At 42.5% G+C, this 15,383-nt stretch carries 12 protein-coding genes; 7 read left to right on the forward strand and 5 right to left on the reverse strand.

The features are described from left to right. Positions 1 to 41: 41 nt before the first annotated feature. The 4 genes from AC0VYA_RS10880 (at position 42) to AC0VYA_RS10895 (ending at position 4,029) form a co-directional block, all read left to right on the forward strand. Positions 42 to 1,271 carry a glycosyltransferase family protein gene (locus AC0VYA_RS10880; protein WP_006993331.1) on the forward strand — a complete coding sequence of 410 codons (1,230 nt, stop codon included), beginning with the start codon at positions 42 to 44 and terminating at the stop codon, positions 1,269 to 1,271. A gap of 25 nt (positions 1,272 to 1,296) precedes the next feature. Beyond that, on the forward strand, positions 1,297 to 3,057 hold the full coding sequence (locus tag AC0VYA_RS10885) for a sugar phosphorylase (RefSeq protein ID WP_475488249.1): 1,761 nt from the start codon (positions 1,297 to 1,299) through the stop codon (positions 3,055 to 3,057). Positions 3,058 to 3,492: 435 nt separating this feature from the next. Next, the gene (locus AC0VYA_RS10890; protein ID WP_011574968.1) at positions 3,493 to 3,699 is read left to right on the forward strand and encodes an EF-hand domain-containing protein; all 207 of its coding nucleotides are present in this window, start codon (positions 3,493 to 3,495) and stop codon (positions 3,697 to 3,699) included. Between the two features lie 111 nt (positions 3,700 to 3,810). Next, positions 3,811 to 4,029, forward strand: a complete 219-nt coding sequence (locus AC0VYA_RS10895; protein WP_475488250.1) for an EF-hand domain-containing protein — start codon at positions 3,811 to 3,813, stop codon at positions 4,027 to 4,029. Positions 4,030 to 4,229: 200 nt separating this feature from the next. Here the strand turns inward: AC0VYA_RS10895 and AC0VYA_RS10900 are convergent, their stop codons facing one another. Beyond that, positions 4,230 to 5,213, reverse strand: a complete 984-nt coding sequence (locus tag AC0VYA_RS10900) for a zinc-binding dehydrogenase (protein ID WP_473480591.1) — start codon at positions 5,211 to 5,213, stop codon at positions 4,230 to 4,232. Between the two features lie 100 nt (positions 5,214 to 5,313). Between AC0VYA_RS10900 and AC0VYA_RS10905 the strand changes: the two genes are divergently transcribed. Next, positions 5,314 to 6,501 (forward strand): class I SAM-dependent rRNA methyltransferase, encoded by a 1,188-nt coding sequence (locus AC0VYA_RS10905; protein WP_475488251.1) that lies wholly within the window; start codon positions 5,314 to 5,316, stop codon positions 6,499 to 6,501. A 132-nt stretch (positions 6,502 to 6,633) separates the two neighbouring features. Here the strand turns inward: AC0VYA_RS10905 and AC0VYA_RS10910 are convergent, their stop codons facing one another. The 3 genes from AC0VYA_RS10910 to AC0VYA_RS10920 all read right to left on the reverse strand — a co-directional run bounded on the left by AC0VYA_RS10910 (position 6,634) and on the right by AC0VYA_RS10920 (position 11,493). Beyond that, on the reverse strand, positions 6,634 to 6,936 hold the full coding sequence (locus AC0VYA_RS10910; protein ID WP_006993337.1) for a PilZ domain-containing protein: 303 nt from the start codon (positions 6,934 to 6,936) through the stop codon (positions 6,634 to 6,636). Positions 6,937 to 7,051: 115 nt separating this feature from the next. Beyond that, entirely contained in the window at positions 7,052 to 10,975 is a 3,924-nt protein-coding gene (hrpA, locus tag AC0VYA_RS10915) for an ATP-dependent RNA helicase HrpA (RefSeq protein ID WP_475488252.1), read from the reverse strand. Between the two features lie 98 nt (positions 10,976 to 11,073). Beyond that, positions 11,074 to 11,493: a CBS domain-containing protein gene (locus tag AC0VYA_RS10920; protein WP_011574973.1), complete on the reverse strand. Its 420-nt coding sequence runs from the start codon at positions 11,491 to 11,493 to the stop codon at positions 11,074 to 11,076. A 231-nt stretch (positions 11,494 to 11,724) separates the two neighbouring features. On the opposite strand from AC0VYA_RS10920, the gene sbcB reads away from it, so the two are divergent. Further along, the gene (sbcB, locus tag AC0VYA_RS10925) at positions 11,725 to 13,155 is read left to right on the forward strand and encodes an exodeoxyribonuclease I (protein WP_475488253.1); all 1,431 of its coding nucleotides are present in this window, start codon (positions 11,725 to 11,727) and stop codon (positions 13,153 to 13,155) included. 150 nt (positions 13,156 to 13,305) lie between these two features. After that, positions 13,306 to 14,964 carry a DUF342 domain-containing protein gene (locus tag AC0VYA_RS10930; protein WP_475488254.1) on the forward strand — a complete coding sequence of 553 codons (1,659 nt, stop codon included), beginning with the start codon at positions 13,306 to 13,308 and terminating at the stop codon, positions 14,962 to 14,964. Positions 14,965 to 15,059: 95 nt separating this feature from the next. Here AC0VYA_RS10930 and AC0VYA_RS10935 read toward each other — a convergent pair whose 3' ends face one another. Further along, positions 15,060 to 15,323: a hypothetical protein gene (locus AC0VYA_RS10935; protein WP_475488255.1), complete on the reverse strand. Its 264-nt coding sequence runs from the start codon at positions 15,321 to 15,323 to the stop codon at positions 15,060 to 15,062. Positions 15,324 to 15,383: the final 60 nt, after the last annotated feature.

Genomic DNA, 15,383 nt, shown 5'->3' on the forward strand with positions numbered 1-15,383 from the left:
AATTTACTTATTATTTTTATCCTAGAACCAAAGGAATCATCATGGCTGACTTTTATCAAAACGGCATTGTTACCACATTACATAACTTATCTGAAAGACCCGTTGAAGATTTAGAAAAAGAACTAGTGAGTTTTGCTAGGAGGCGTCCGATGGCGCTCATATTACCTTCATTGTTTTCTGAGCTAGAAGGAGAGGCGTTACCGCATATTGTTTCAGAGATTTCTAAAGTCCCCTACCTTTCTCAAGTCGTTATCGGCTTAGACCGAGCAGATAAAGAACAATATAAGCATGCACTGGGCTTTTTCGACAAACTTGGACAGAACCACCGTATCTTGTGGAATGACGGACCTCGTCTCAAAGCGTTGGACGAAGAGTTAGCTCAAATGGGCCTTGCGCCAAAAGAGTTAGGAAAGGGCCGTAATGTTTGGTACTGCATGGGTTACATTCTTGCCACAGGCACGGCTGAATCAGTCGCGCTACATGATTGCGATATATTAACCTATGACAGAAGCCTGCTAGCGCGATTGATTTATCCAGTAGCGAATCCACAATTTAACTATGAGTTTTGTAAAGGCTATTACGCTCGTGTTGCTAACGGCAAAATTAATGGTCGTGTATCACGATTGCTCGTCACCCCCATGCTCAGAGCGTTAAAGCGTGTGATTGGCAACACCGATTATCTCGATTTTATGGACAGTTTCCGCTACCCCCTAGCCGGTGAATTCTCCTTCAGACGCGACGTTTTGAATGATATTCGTATTCCTAGCGATTGGGGTCTTGAGATTGGTGTGTTATCAGAAATGCACAGAAACTATTCAAGCAATCGCTTGTGCCAAGCAGATATTGCCAAAACATATGATCATAAGCATCAAGATCTTTCAGCTGACAATGACGCAGGTGGTTTGTCGAAAATGTCTATCGACATTACCAAGGCCATGTTTAGAAAGCTAGCGACCCAGGGTGAAACGTTCAACATGGAAACGTTCCGTTCTATCAAAGCGACGTATTACCGAATCGCTTTAGATTTCGTCGAAACCTACCATAACGATGCCATCATGAATGGTTTATCACTGGATATTCACAACGAAGAAAAAGCGGTTGAATTGTTCGCTCAGAACATTATGAAAGCAGGCGAAAGCTTTTTAGATAATCCAATGGAAACCCCTTTCATCCCTAGTTGGAACCGTGTGGTAAGTGCCATGCCTAATGTATTGGAGCGCTTAAAAGACGCTGTTGAACAAGATTATAACGAGTGTAAAGAATCCCTTTAGAACAACAATAAAGAATGGTGAAGCAATGCAAAGTACTTATGACCAATTAACCGAGTTAGTCGAACATCATTTGGCCGTTATTTACAACGAGGTTGAGCTGAGTGTTACCTACCAAACATTCGCTCAAGATCTGTTGACTACGATGGGGTTTCAAAAGGACGTAGCAATAACACCTCCTTTACGTCACCACAATAATTGGACGCAAGAAGATGCCGTGCTGATCACCTATGGCGATTCAATTGAATCGCCTGGGGAGAAGCCATTAACGACCCTTTACACCTTTCTAAATGAAAGTTGTGCGAAGAACTTAAACAGCGTGCATATATTACCGTTTTTTCCTTACAGTTCAGACGATGGCTTTTCTGTGATCGACTATTCTAGTGTGAACGAAGCATTAGGCGATTGGGAAGACATCAAACGGATCGCGACAGACTTTAGGTTAATGTCAGATGTGGTAATTAACCATTGTTCTTCGCGAAGCGCTTGGTTTGATAACTTCATTAAGGGTGAAGGACCAGGCAGCGACTTCTTCTACACGGCAAGTCCAGATGAAGACCTATCAAATGTGGTCAGGCCTCGTACGTCTCCTCTATTACGTGAGACTGAAACAGCAAAAGGTATCGAGCATGTTTGGTGCACATTCAGTCACGATCAAGTTGATTTTGATTTTCGTAATCCCAAAGTGTTAGAAACTTTCGTTTCAATCATTCGTCAATATTTGGATAATGGCGTCAGGCTGTTCAGGCTGGATGCCGTGGCTTTTTTATGGAAAAAACTTGGCACACCTTGTATCAACTTAGAACAAACCCATGAAGTGGTAAGATTACTGCGCACACTTATTGAACATGCGCAGCCAGATGTGATTATTATCACAGAAACGAATATACCAAATAGAGAAAACTTAGCTTACCTTGGCAATGCCAATGAAGCTCATGCGATCTACAATTTCTCTTTGCCCCCATTGTTGGTAAATACTCTCATTACGGGTGATTGTCATTACCTGAAGTCATGGTTAATGAGCATGCCCCCAGCGCAAAACGGCACTACCTATTTTAATTTTATTGCATCCCATGATGGAATTGGTCTACGCCCAGCTGAAGGCTTATTAGAAGACGAGGAGCTCACGGTACTCGTAAACACTATGCAGAATTTTGGCGGCAGAATTTCGTGGCGTGCTTCTGAAAATGGGCAGCAAAAAGCGTATGAAATTAATATTGCATTATATGACGCTCTTCAGGGTACAACGAAGGGAACGGATAAATGGGGCTTCCAGCGTTTTATGTGCGCCCATGCGATTATGCTTGGTTTAGAAGGGATACCTGGGATCTATATTCACAGTTTATTGGCCACAGGTAATGATTATGAACGGGTTAAAAATACCAGTCATAACCGCGCTATAAACCGTCACAAGTGGCAATATACTGAATTACAGAAGCAATTAGCATCGCCCTACTCCCAACACCAACGCGTGTTGAAGGCCATGGGTGAGCTACTCACCATACGCCGCCAGCAGGTGGCATTTCACCCCAACGCTACACAATTTACCTTGCAGTTAGGAAGCAAAGTATTTGGTTTCTGGCGTCAGAGTATCGATAGAAGACAAAGCATATTTTGTATCAGTAATATTTGTGATGAGATACAAGAAATACACTTAAGTGATATTAACCTAGTAGGTACCGACGAGTGGATAGACTTAATGACGCAGCAACCCATTTATGCTGCAGACAGTTTCATTGAACTAGCACCATATCAAACGATGTGGATCAGCAACTTACCTAAACGTTAAATAGCCAAATCCTTCTTATCTTTGGCGACAAAATAAATGAGACAATGCGCACAAAATGTTTCTTTATTTTGTTGCTTTTTCGCTACGCGTAACCAATTTAACTCCATTTAAATAATTGATATTTAACAATTTTTGTTTCAACCCGGAATTTGTGTAACTGTTTTAGCACTATAACATTAAATTATCAACGTCCGCTTTGTATCTAGGCCGCTCTCCCCCTTATAACTCATTGAAAATTATGCACTATTCTTAGTTGGCATGAAGCGTGTAACCGTTTAGCTGAGTTTAGGAGCGAGTTCGGCATATATATAAATGCTTCTACCCGATCTGAACCGCCGAGCAAGTCCGCTCTTTAAATTTGTCAGACCGGATTCAATAGAATCAGGTATAGCTACGAAAACCTAGCTAAATGTTTAGCCATAAGGAATCGATAAGATGAAAAAGTTAATTGTTATTACTAGCCTACTTTTCGCCTCAAACTGTGTATTGGCACAAGACGATATAATGGACGCGTTAGACACGGATAATGACGGTCGCATTAGCCTAGAAGAAGCCTCCTCAGATGCGGCCCTGTCTTCGGTTTTTACCGAGTTAGATGTGAACAAAGATGGTTACCTTAGCGCCAGTGAGTTAGAGAACTAAACCCTTATTGCCTTGGTCGCAAGATTGTAGCCTATTTAAATCAGCGTAACGTTAAAACAGTCCTAGCGCCTTACAAAGTAAACGACATTCTTAAATAACGAGGAGAAACGAATGAAAAAAATTATTATAGCGGGTGTTCTCGCCCTAACGTCAGTAGGCGCATTTGGCGCAACGGATATTTTTGCTGCTTTAGATGTAAACGAAGACAATATGTTAAGTGCAAAAGAAGCCAGTATTGATACTACTTTGGCCACTATATTCAACGAATTAGATAGCAACAAGGATGGATTTGTCTCTAAAGAGGAGTTCAGTGTGCTTCAACAGCAATAATTCTTATCGACGTTGTAATCGATAGAATGAGGTTAGAGGCTGTTTATTGTCTCTAACCTTCCATTTCATAGTCTATATTTTCAAACAATCGATGATAAATCTGTGGCCTACCTCCCAAGCAGTTCATCACGAGACGTGCACCACACCTCTTTTAAAACATTTAACATCGCGCTAAGTAAGCAACCTTGTAGCGAGATAGATTAATTCCAACTAACAACCAATTTACCCATGGTGTCATTTCGTTCGAGGCGTTCGTGCGTCAATGCAATATCTTTTACGTTATATTGGGTGTCGATAACAGGTCTTAAAGCACCATTGTCAAAATCAGCCAAAAACCTGTGACAAAAGTCATGTATTAAAACGCTTTTGTATTCGTCGCTCCGGCTTCGCAGCGTAGAGCCTGTGATGGTGGCGCGTTTCGCAAGCATCAGGGCCATGTCTACTTTGTCGGCATAGCGACCGGCCAACATAGCTAAGTACACTATCGTTCCATCAGCGTTGAGGATTTTTAAGTTTCGATTCAAATAATCCCCTGCAACAAAATCAATAATAACGTCGACTCCGCCTTGCTCGAAACATTCAGCAAAATTTTGAGTTTTGTAATTTATCAGTCGATCGGCGCCATACTTTTCGCATACCGCAAGTTTTTTCTCAGTTGATGCGGTAACACTGACATGACAACCATCCGCTTTTGCTAATTGAATCGCGGCAAGACCCACAGCACTCGCTCCAGCATGTATAAGAACCCGCTGCCCAGTTTTTAATCCGCCCACTTGAAACAAACTTTGGTATGCCGTTAAGAAAACCTCGGCGATACCAGCGGCACTCGGCATATCCACGTTTTTAGGCTTAGGCATTAAGTGTTCAGAATTGACCGCCACATATTGGGCATAACCGCCGCCAGCCACAAGCGCAAAGACTTCATCGCCTATTTGCCAACGGGAAGACTCGTTATCAGCAGACATACCAAGACTTACAATTTCCCCTGATACCTCAAGACCAAGAATTGGACTTTCCCCTCTTGGTGCTGGGTATTTACCTTGGCGCTGTAATGTATCAGCGCGGTTAATACCAAAGCTGTGTACCTTTACTAACACTTGCCCCTGTTTGAGGGTAGGTTTTGTAGTATCATTAACAAAAAGCGTGTCCGTTGCCGTTCCTTCTTCATAATCGATAAATTGCATGAATTCTCCATTGAATTTTTTGTTTAATTTGTACCATTGATAATGTGATTTTGCGCCACGCTCATCTACTTTCAATTTGTATGCTGGAAACCACCACACTATGTCATCACGCGTTACACTTCACCCCGGTCGAGAAAAGTCTTTATTACGTCGTCACCCTTGGATATTTGCCAGTGCAATTGAGAGCACTAAAGGCCGAATGAATCTCGGCGATACCGTCGATGTTTATAGTCACGAAGACGTATGGCTAGGCCGCGGAGCCTACTCACCACATTCTCAGATACAAGTTAGAATATGGACGTTTACGCAAAATGAAAGTGTCGACAACGGTTTTTTTCAACGTCGTATCGCTAGAGCCCAACAATCCAGAGAAGAGCTAATTGAGCGACATGGTTTAACCGGATATCGTTTGATTGCCGCAGAATCAGATGGCCTACCAGGGGTGACCATCGATGTTTATGCCAATGTTATCGTCTGCCAACTACTCTCAGCAGGGGCTGATAAACATAGAGAAAAAATAGTATGGGCGCTAAAAGCACAATTTCCTGAGCATGGCATATATGAGCGAAGTGATGTAGCAGTGCGCAAAAAAGAGGGATTAGAAGAAATCACCCAAGTGCTTGCTGGCGACATACCGGATGAAGTCATCATTGAAGAAAATGGTGTAAAAATCATCGTCAATGTGAAACAAGGTCATAAAACGGGTTTCTATTTAGATCAGCGCGATAACCGCGCTATTGCCGCTCAATATGCCAAAGATCGTGACGTATTAAACTGCTTTTGCTACACAGGCACATTCGGTAGTTATGCACTTGCTGCCGGTGCGCGTAGCGTTACTAGCTTAGATGTATCTGACCTTGCCCTTGAAACGGCTAAACGCAACGTGGATATTAACCAGCTAGATAGTTCAAAATCTGAGTTTATTAATCATGATGTATTTCAAGCATTACGTGATTACAAAACACAGTCTAAACAGTTTTCTCAAATTATACTCGACCCACCTAAATTCGTAGACTCTAAGGCTTCGCTAAATAGAGCCTGTCGTGGATACAAAGATATCAACATGCTGGCAATGCAGATCATGGCCCCTGGCGGCATTCTTGCCACATTTAGCTGTTCAGGTTTAATGCCCTTCGATTTGTTTCAAAAAGTCGTAGCGGATGCTGCATTAGATGCTGGCCGAGAAGTACAAATAATCCAGCGCTTATCACAAGCGCCTGATCATCCCGTCTCAACAAACTACCCTGAGGGGTTTTACTTGAAGGGATTAATTTGCAAAGTGCTGTGAGGTACTATTGTGAGGCGTCATAGAAATACTTAACAAGCGCTACTTTTAAAATTAGCGCTTGTTTATTTTTCTACGCTTTGCTCAGCGTCCTACCCCTTTAAAACTGAGATTAGCAGCCCGTTATGTCTAAGGCTAATTCATCTCAGTAATTTCGACGCCAATTACGCATGTACTGTCTTCATTGCACTCAGAGCGCACCACGCGAGCTTTGGCTGACAAGGAAGGGATTTGGCTGTTTGTTGATTCAATATAAACGTCAACAGCGGTACCGATTTCTACGGATTGCTCTTCCACCTCAAATGACATGCCTGTAGCACTTATATCCTTACATACTGCGTGCAACGTACGACTCGACTCATCGTCGTTAACCACAATCTCGCAAGCTGAATTGACCATCATGCGAAAAAAATTACGTTTGTCGTTGTAGCCTAACATCAAAAATTCCGTCCTAGTTTATTGCCTACTCTGTGTTTATAGGGTGCGGATTAAGCAATGTCAACGGACTTTTCTTAATCCACTCAGTTAAATCTAAAGATCGCCCCTAAATGAGCTAATTAGCGTCTAATTGGCTGATAATCCGTTTGGTTGATATCGGCATAGCTGTGCCTAATTGCTGGGCAAAGAATGACACTCTAAGCTCTTCTATCATCCAGCGAACTTCTTTTAATTCATCAGGTATAGGTACGCCGGCAGGGATTTTCTGCAACCGCTTTGTATACTCACCGTGCACTTTTTCTACGTTCAATTGATGCAAGCGGTCTTTTGTTGGGTCGATAGGTAGTTTTTCGATTCGTCTGGCGATCCCTTCAATGTAGCGTTGCCAATCGCTCAAACGTCGAGCACCGATATCACTTACAAACCCGTTGAATACTAGGCTGTCTAAATGCTGCTTTATATCCCCATAAGCATTGATCATCGCCATCGGCACATTACCCTTCATTTTCTTCTTGATTTGGTGCGCTTTGGTTAGGCCGGTTTCAACTTTCTGGGCGATGGTTAACACGCTATCATTTATTTCGCTGCGAACATGCTCGCTACAGGCGTGAAAGGCTTCTGGCGTGCGAATGTCACCGTGAAGGTCACGGTAGCTTTCTATCAGCTCGTCTGTTGCGGCCGCGATGACATCATCAATCAGGGCAGCAACCTTCCCGAATGGGTTAAAGTACAAACCGAGCTTAGCTTTATTAGGCAGTTTTTCATGCAGATATTTAATAGGAGATGGAATCGATAACAAAGTTAACTGTCGTAATCCTAGCTGATGCGCTTCGAGTGCCATATGCGGCTTATCAAACAGTTTTATCGCTACTACATTTTTTTCAGACACCAATGCGGGGTACGCTTTTACATTAAAACCACTTTGCTTACTGACATATTCGGTGGGTAACTGCTCAAAATCCCACTGGGTTATGCCTGACCTTTCTAAACCAGGTTTCGCCATTTTACTCAGGCTCTGCTTAACTTTTCCCTGTAACTGGTGCTGTAACGCTTGCAGATCCCTACCTTGTTGCACGACCTTGTTATTATCGTCTAGCACTTTAAAATTAAACCGCAGATGAGAAGGTAGGCTATCTACCTGCCATTCTTCTAATTCAACTTCTACGCCAGTCATGCGCTTTAACTTTTGGCTGATTGCACTGAGAAAAGCGATAGGTTGGCCTTTCTTATCTATCGCAGAGATATCGGACAAACAAGCATCCGCGTAGTTAGGTGCGGGTACAAAGTTTCGTCGAAGACGTTTTGGTAATGATTTAATAAGAGTGACGATAAGCTCGTGACGTAGCCCAGGCACTAACCAATCAAACCCCACAACAGACAACTGGTTTAATAGGGAAAGCGGCACCAATAAATTGACACCATCATCTATATCCGTGGGGTTGAAGTGGTAATCTAGACGCAGAGTTAAATTGCCTTGCTGCCACGTTTCAGGGAAATCATATGCATGTGACTTTGTCGGTGAGTTCTTAAGCAGCATTTGCTTTGAATAGGTTAGCAAGTCGGGATGGGTGTTTTTAGTTTTGCCCCACCATTTCTTAAAACTGGCCTCGCTGCATACATGTGTAGGAATAAGCTGAGCATAAAAATCAACCAACGCCTCTTCATCCACCAACAAGTCGCGGCGGCGTGTCTTATCCTCTAACCCTTTAATTTCATCCACTTCTAACTGGTTTTCAGTTAAAAAATCGTCATTTAACTTAGTATCTTGATTAACCAAGGCCTCTCGTATGAATATTTCACGACTGATAACTGGGTCTATTTGGCTGTAAACAACGCGACGTTTAGAAACTAAAGGTAAGCCGTACAAAGTCACACTTTCAAACGCTTGGACAACTCCTTGCTTCTTCGACCAATGTGGCTCACTGTAATTACGTTTAATTAAATGAGGCGCTAGTGACTCCAGCCATTGAGGTTCAATTTTTGCGCCCATTCGACCAAATAGTCGGGATGTATCCACAAGCTCAGCAACCATCACCCATTTAGGACTCGCTTTGGCAATTCCTGACCCAGGAAATAACATGAACTTGCCGTTACGTGCGCCAAGGTATTCCTTGTCTTTATCTTTATTGCCGATATGAGATAGCAATCCAGCAGCCATCGCTTGGTGAATAGCTTGATAATCCGCATCTGCCTGGCTGATACTAAACCCGAGCTCTGCGATAGATTTTTTCAACTGGCTTACAATGTCTTGCCACTCTCGCATACGTAAATAGTTAATGAAGTTTTGCTTGCACCACTTGCGTAATTGATTGTTGGTCAGTTCGACTTGTTTTGCTTTAAATTCTAACCAAAGCGTTAATAAGGCTAAAAAGTCAGACTCTTTATTGGCAAATGCTTGGTGTTTCTCATCAGCCGCTTGCCGTTTATCTTGTGGGCGCTCTCGCGGGTCTTGAATGCTTAAACCAGCAGTAATAATAGATACGTCTCGCATACTATTGAGTTTTTCTGCTTCGACAATCATCCGGGCATAGCGAGGATCAATGGGTAAACGCGCCATTTGCCGGCCGATGGTGGTTAAGTTTAGACGCCCTGTATTTTTCTCGACTCCACCAAGCTCTTCGAGCAGATTAAAACCATCATTGATACTGCGTGAGTCTGGCATCTGCACAAAGGGGAACTCGTCAATTTTGCCAAGGCCTAGCGCCATCATCTGTAAGATGACAGAGGCTAAATTCGTTCTTAGTATTTCAGGATCTGTAAACTCATTGCGATTGTTATAGTCATCTTCACTGTACAAACGAATACAGATACCATCTGATACGCGACCACAACGCCCTGCCCTTTGATTGGCGGAAGCTTGAGAAATCGGCTCAATTGGTAATCGCTGTACTTTACTGCGCACACTGTACCGTGAGATACGTGCCGTACCTGGGTCAATAACGTATTTAATCCCAGGCACAGTTAATGATGTTTCAGCGACGTTGGTGGCAAGCACGATGCGTCGACCCGAGTGAGATTGAAATATCTTGTTTTGTTCTGCTGCAGACAGCCTAGCGTAAAGTGGCACGACTTCAGTGTGCCGGAATTGTTGACGTGTCAGTGCATCTGCCATGTCGCGAATGTCTCTCTCACCACTTAGAAAGACTAAAATGTCTCCTTGGCTATGGTTACCCAGTTCATTCACTGCATCAATTATCGCTTCCGCTTGGTCCCTGTCGTTCTCACCGTCGTCATCTAGTAATGGTCTGTAACGCATTTCGACTGGGAAAGTTCGGCCGCTCACTTGAATAATCGGAGCATCATCAAAATGCTTTGAAAAGCGCTCAGGGTCGATCGTCGCTGAGGTGATGATCAACTTTAAATCCGGTCTTTTAGGCAGTAGTTGTTTCAGTATACCGAGGATAAAATCAATATTGAGACTTCGCTCATGCGCCTCATCAATAATAATGGTGTCATATTGATTTAAAAATCTATCTTGTTGAATTTCGGCGAGCAAAATACCGTCTGTCATTAACTTTACATAGGTACGATCACTCACTTGATCTGAGAAACGAATTTTAAACCCAACTTCATTTCCTAGTTCGCTATGTAGCTCTTCTGCTATGCGGTTAGCGACGCTTCTAGCGGCGAGTCTTCGTGGCTGAGTATGGCCGATTAAACCACTTACACCTCGCCCTAACTCTAAACAAATTTTCGGAATTTGAGTTGTTTTACCCGAGCCCGTTTCACCTGCAATAATCACCACTTGATTATCGCGGATCGCATCTGAAATTTTCTGTTTTTGTTCAGTAACGGGTAAGTCTGGGTATTCTACCTTTGGAAGGTTAGCTTGCCTTTGCTCTTTTAATAACACCGACCTATCGATATCTTTACTCAACTTAGCGAGGGCTTCGTTTTTCTTTTTGTTATCGAATCGTTGAATCTGTTTAAAGCGGCGTTGAAAACGAAACCGATCCGACGCCATACACACTGACGTCAGTTCGTTTAATTGGGAATAAGTTAACGGAGCGCTTTGCGTTTCTGATAAATGTGAAGACAATAAAATTTGCTCATACTAGGGACAACCACAATGGGTGTTGATCCTAGAAGAATGAGAATTTAAATACTAGTACCGATTGGGTAAAACCCTAAAAAAGCCTAACCGGCTATACGGTATCCATCTCTTAGCTGCATATCTATTGCGTTCAAAAGTTGAGAGCGATTGATTGTTCCTAATAAATAACCGTCATCGTCGACGATTGGGTAAACCTTAGGTTTAGCGACTAACATTTTCTGCGCTTGTTCAATCACAGAGACGTAAGGACGAATTGAGATAACCTCCGTTTGCATAATGTCTTTTACCCGACAAACTTGCTCTCGGTAATAACTTGATTCGATCATTCTTACCAAACAGTCTTGCTCCGATAGGAAACCAACGACTTTATTCTTTTCGTCAACAACCGGACCACCCGTTTGGCCACTTTGTAGTAAACGTTCGACGGCTTCGGCTACAGACATTTCTAGGGAAAAGGTAACAGGGCGACAATTCATATAATCGCTAACTCGTAATGATTGCATAAATACTCCAAAGGTGAGCTACCATTTGAACAACAAATTGTTAACACACTTAGAGTTAAGCACAAATTGTCGGTTTTAATAGGCTTTATAGGTAGTACTTTAGTTTGTGCGAGATAAATAAATACAATGTTCAATTAAATTACATAGTTATGAACAAAAAACGGGGTTTAATTTGAGTTTGCAACGTAATTCTGTTGAGATCCCCTGAGAATCAAAACGATAAGGAATACTGTGTCTACACCATCGATATATTGGCACGATTACGAAACATGGGGCGTTAATCCTCAAAAAGATCCTGCATGTCAGTTTGCTGGTATTCGAACCGACTTGGATCTGAACATCATTTCCCAGCCGTTGATGATTTTCAACCAAATTCCAAATGATTATTTACCTAACCCACAGGCATGTTTGATCACAGGTATAACACCACAACATAGCTTGCGTGACGGCATGGTAGAGCCCGACTTTATCCAAAAGATACATCAAGAATTTTCGGCGCCTGAAACCTGTGTTGCTGGCTACAATAATATCCGTTTCGATGACGAAGTGACACGATACACTCTGTATCGAAACTTTTACGACCCTTACGGCCGCGAATGGCGCAATGGTAATAGTCGTTGGGATATTATCGATGTTGTTAGAGCCTGTTACGCACTTCGACCTGAGGGTATAGAGTGGCCATTAAAAGACGATGGTTCTCCTAGTTTTAAATTAGAAGATTTAAGCAAAGCGAATAACATTGAGCATGCTGCAGCCCATGATGCCATGTCGGATGTACACGCCACGATTGGTATGGCAAAACTCGTCAAAACGGCGCAGCCAAAATTATACGATTATTTGTTTAATTTACGGTTTAAGAAAAACGTTATTGCCCTTTTCGATATCAATGCACATACCCCTTTGGTACATATATCTTCAAAGCTACCAGCCATAAACGGGTGTTGTACGTGGATAGCCCCTGTTGCTCAACATCCTACTAATAAAAATGCTTTTATAGTGGTAAATCTAGCGTTGGACATTCAGCCTTTAATTGATTTGTCGGTGGACGAGATTATTGAAAAGCTCTACACCCCATCCAATATGCTTGAAGAAGGTGAACAACGTTTACCAATCAAATTAATTCATGTTAACAAAAGCCCTGTAATTGCTCCGGCTAAAACGTTAGATGAATCTAACGCTGCTAGACTCGGTATTGACCGAGAAGCGTGCCTAAGCAATCTAAAAGTACTCAAACAACACCCTGAGTTGGTTGCTAAACTGATTGCGGTTCACAGCGCGACTAGAGATAACAAAGAACAGGACGCTGATCATGCTCTTTATAGCGGCGCATTCTTTAGTCCAAAAGATCGGGCTTTAATGGATCAAGTGTTACACAGTAGCCCTGAACAATTGGCCGACCTTACACTCCCCTTTGAAGATCCTAGATTAGGCAATCTACTGTTTTATTATAAAGCTCGAAATTTCCCCACATCGTTGAATGAGCAAGAACTGCAACGCTGGCAAAACCACCGTAAGTTCCGCTTGTTGGATGATACGTCACCGTCCAGTATTACGATGACGGATTACGTACAAACCTTAGAGTTACTCAGCGAACAGTATCAATCTAATAACGACAAATTAGCCATACTTAAAGCGTTATATACATACGCTGAACAACTTTAAGCAAGCTATTAATCACTGTATATTTCTAAATAATCATGCATTGTGGATTATGACCGATAATAAACACAGTGATGTCGACTTTATCTAAGTATTTGAGATTGTGGGTTGTAATGATGAAGTGTTTCAATATTTATAATGTAGGTGATTAAAATGGATGGAATAACCCTAACGGTTGATGAAACAAATACGCACCTTAGTGCGCACATTAACCCACAAGAGTTGAACGGTAAAATTGATTTTAAAAGCGTGTTGCAGGTTATCAAGAAAAGTGAATACGCCGAGTTTTATTTGAATGATGACGCTATCCACACGTTATTATCCGATACGCAAAAAGCAATTAAAACAGAAGCCAGCGCAACGCTCGTGGAGCGCGTAGGCGAACGGCAAGATAACGAGATTAAATGTAAGGTTGAAGAAGGCCAATTAAGCGCTAGTATGACGATCACAAAAGGCTACGGTGCACCTCTCTTAACCTTAACTGACTTAGTCGCACTTACAAACAAAAGTAATATCGTACGCGGGTTGAGCACTAAACGTCTGCAGGCATTGCATCAATCTTATCTATCCTCAGCCTCGGGAGAATCTGTCAGTGCGACAATCGCCAAAGGTTTGCCGCCTAAAACAGGCCGTTCATCAAAGCTAAAACCGCTAGTACAAAATGCATTAGATCGCATATTGCGTCCTCAATCATCTCATCACGGTCGTGTTGATATGCGCAATTTAGGCGACATTATATGTGTAAAAGTCGGCACAGAATTATTGCGCAGAATGCCTCCCTCTGATGGTCGTTCAGGTTATACCGTTACGGGTGAAACTATCCGCCCTAAAGCGGGGGAATGGATAACATTCAGGCCTGGTGATGGCACTATGATAAGCGATAAGGACGAGAATCTACTTATCGCAGAAATTTCAGGCATGCCTAAATTTAAAGATCAAAAGATGTGGGTAGACGATACCTATATCTGTAAAGGCGTTAACGTCGGTACAGGCAATGTTAACTATGACGGCGCAGTCTTGGTCAATGGCGATATCACAGAAAAAATGGAAATTATTGCAACCGGCGATGTAACCGTTAACGGTTTTGTTGAGTCTGCCACTATTCGTGCTGGTGGCGATATCATAATTACCGAAGGCGCAATGGGCAAAGTGAATGATGCTGGAACCGAGTACAGTACCACGTTACGCGCAAAAGGCAGTATTCATATTCAACATGGTCAAGGGCTGGATATAAAATGTGACGGTGGTATAACCATTGGTCGTCAATTAGCATTTAGTAAAGTCGTGTGTCGACAGGAAATGTTTGTTGGTCCGATTGATAAACCTAATGGAAATTTATTTGCGTGCTCTATCTTCAGTCAAAACCGAGTTCAAGCAGGTACGTTTGGCGCTGTTTCTGGTAGTAATCTAACGTTAGATTTCAGCGATGGCTTTAATTCACTTTTAGCGCGTAAAGACTCGCTGGACGAATTGGTTAGGCAAATTCGCCAAAACTGTAGTCGTCACGAAGATCGCATGAAGCTTATCCACAGCAAATTTATTCCTGATGACCTGCGGGACAAAGTCAGTGCAGCTCAAGAATTATTCGATAACGAACACCAGTTAATGCAATGGCTTGAACGTAAGGCAGTGGAGCTTGCAGCAAATAAAGACGACTACCAGCAACGGATCATGGTATCGGCAAATAAACGTATTTACCCAGGTGTTGTCGTTAAGCTAAACAACCGTACTTGGCGAGCAGACAGAGAGTATGGAAAAGCGAATGTAAGTTTTCATGGCCACCAGTGGCATTGTGAAGCGGTCACTACTTAACGAGCGATGAGTTATGCCAGTTCCACCTAGTGCGATTAACAAAAAACGGCGCTATACGCGCCGTTTTTTGATGATTTTATGACTAAAACACGTTATTAGGACTGCTTCTTGGCATTTTCGATAGAACGCTTAATAGATTCAACCTGAGCTTCACATTCACGTTTATTTTCACCTAACATATCCGCGCACTTTTGGCCCTCTCTAGGTTTTGCTTTGACTACGCCTGAAAAGATGGCAGAAGCTGCACATCCAGGTGCCCCATCACATGTATCCGGTGCAGGAGCATGATAGCCATAGGGATACGAACAAGCGGTTAACCCGCTAATGGTCAAAAGTATCAATAGAGTTCTTATTTTCATAACGATTCCTTGTATTTTATTAGGTTTCTTAACCTTTCGGTCGCTGGTGTTCGTTAAGAG

It is taken from the genome of Paraglaciecola sp. QJM3NY_14 (genome assembly GCF_056173245.1).

Coding starts and splice junctions, on each gene's coding strand:
- AC0VYA_RS10920 (WP_011574973.1), bottom strand. CDS start 11,493: ATGCAATCATTACGAGTTAGCGATTATATGAATTGTCGCCCTGTTACC.
- AC0VYA_RS10910 (WP_006993337.1), bottom strand. CDS start 6,936: ATGTTAGGCTACAACGACAAACGTAATTTTTTTCGCATGATGGTCAAT.
- AC0VYA_RS10905 (WP_475488251.1), top strand. CDS start 5,314: ATGTCATCACGCGTTACACTTCACCCCGGTCGAGAAAAGTCTTTATTA.
- AC0VYA_RS10895 (WP_475488250.1), top strand. CDS start 3,811: ATGAAAAAAATTATTATAGCGGGTGTTCTCGCCCTAACGTCAGTAGGC.
- AC0VYA_RS10890 (WP_011574968.1), top strand. CDS start 3,493: ATGAAAAAGTTAATTGTTATTACTAGCCTACTTTTCGCCTCAAACTGT.
- AC0VYA_RS10930 (WP_475488254.1), top strand. CDS start 13,306: ATGGATGGAATAACCCTAACGGTTGATGAAACAAATACGCACCTTAGT.
- AC0VYA_RS10935 (WP_475488255.1), bottom strand. CDS start 15,323: ATGAAAATAAGAACTCTATTGATACTTTTGACCATTAGCGGGTTAACC.
- AC0VYA_RS10900 (WP_473480591.1), bottom strand. CDS start 5,213: ATGCAATTTATCGATTATGAAGAAGGAACGGCAACGGACACGCTTTTT.
- AC0VYA_RS10880 (WP_006993331.1), top strand. CDS start 42: ATGGCTGACTTTTATCAAAACGGCATTGTTACCACATTACATAACTTA.
- AC0VYA_RS10885 (WP_475488249.1), top strand. CDS start 1,297: ATGCAAAGTACTTATGACCAATTAACCGAGTTAGTCGAACATCATTTG.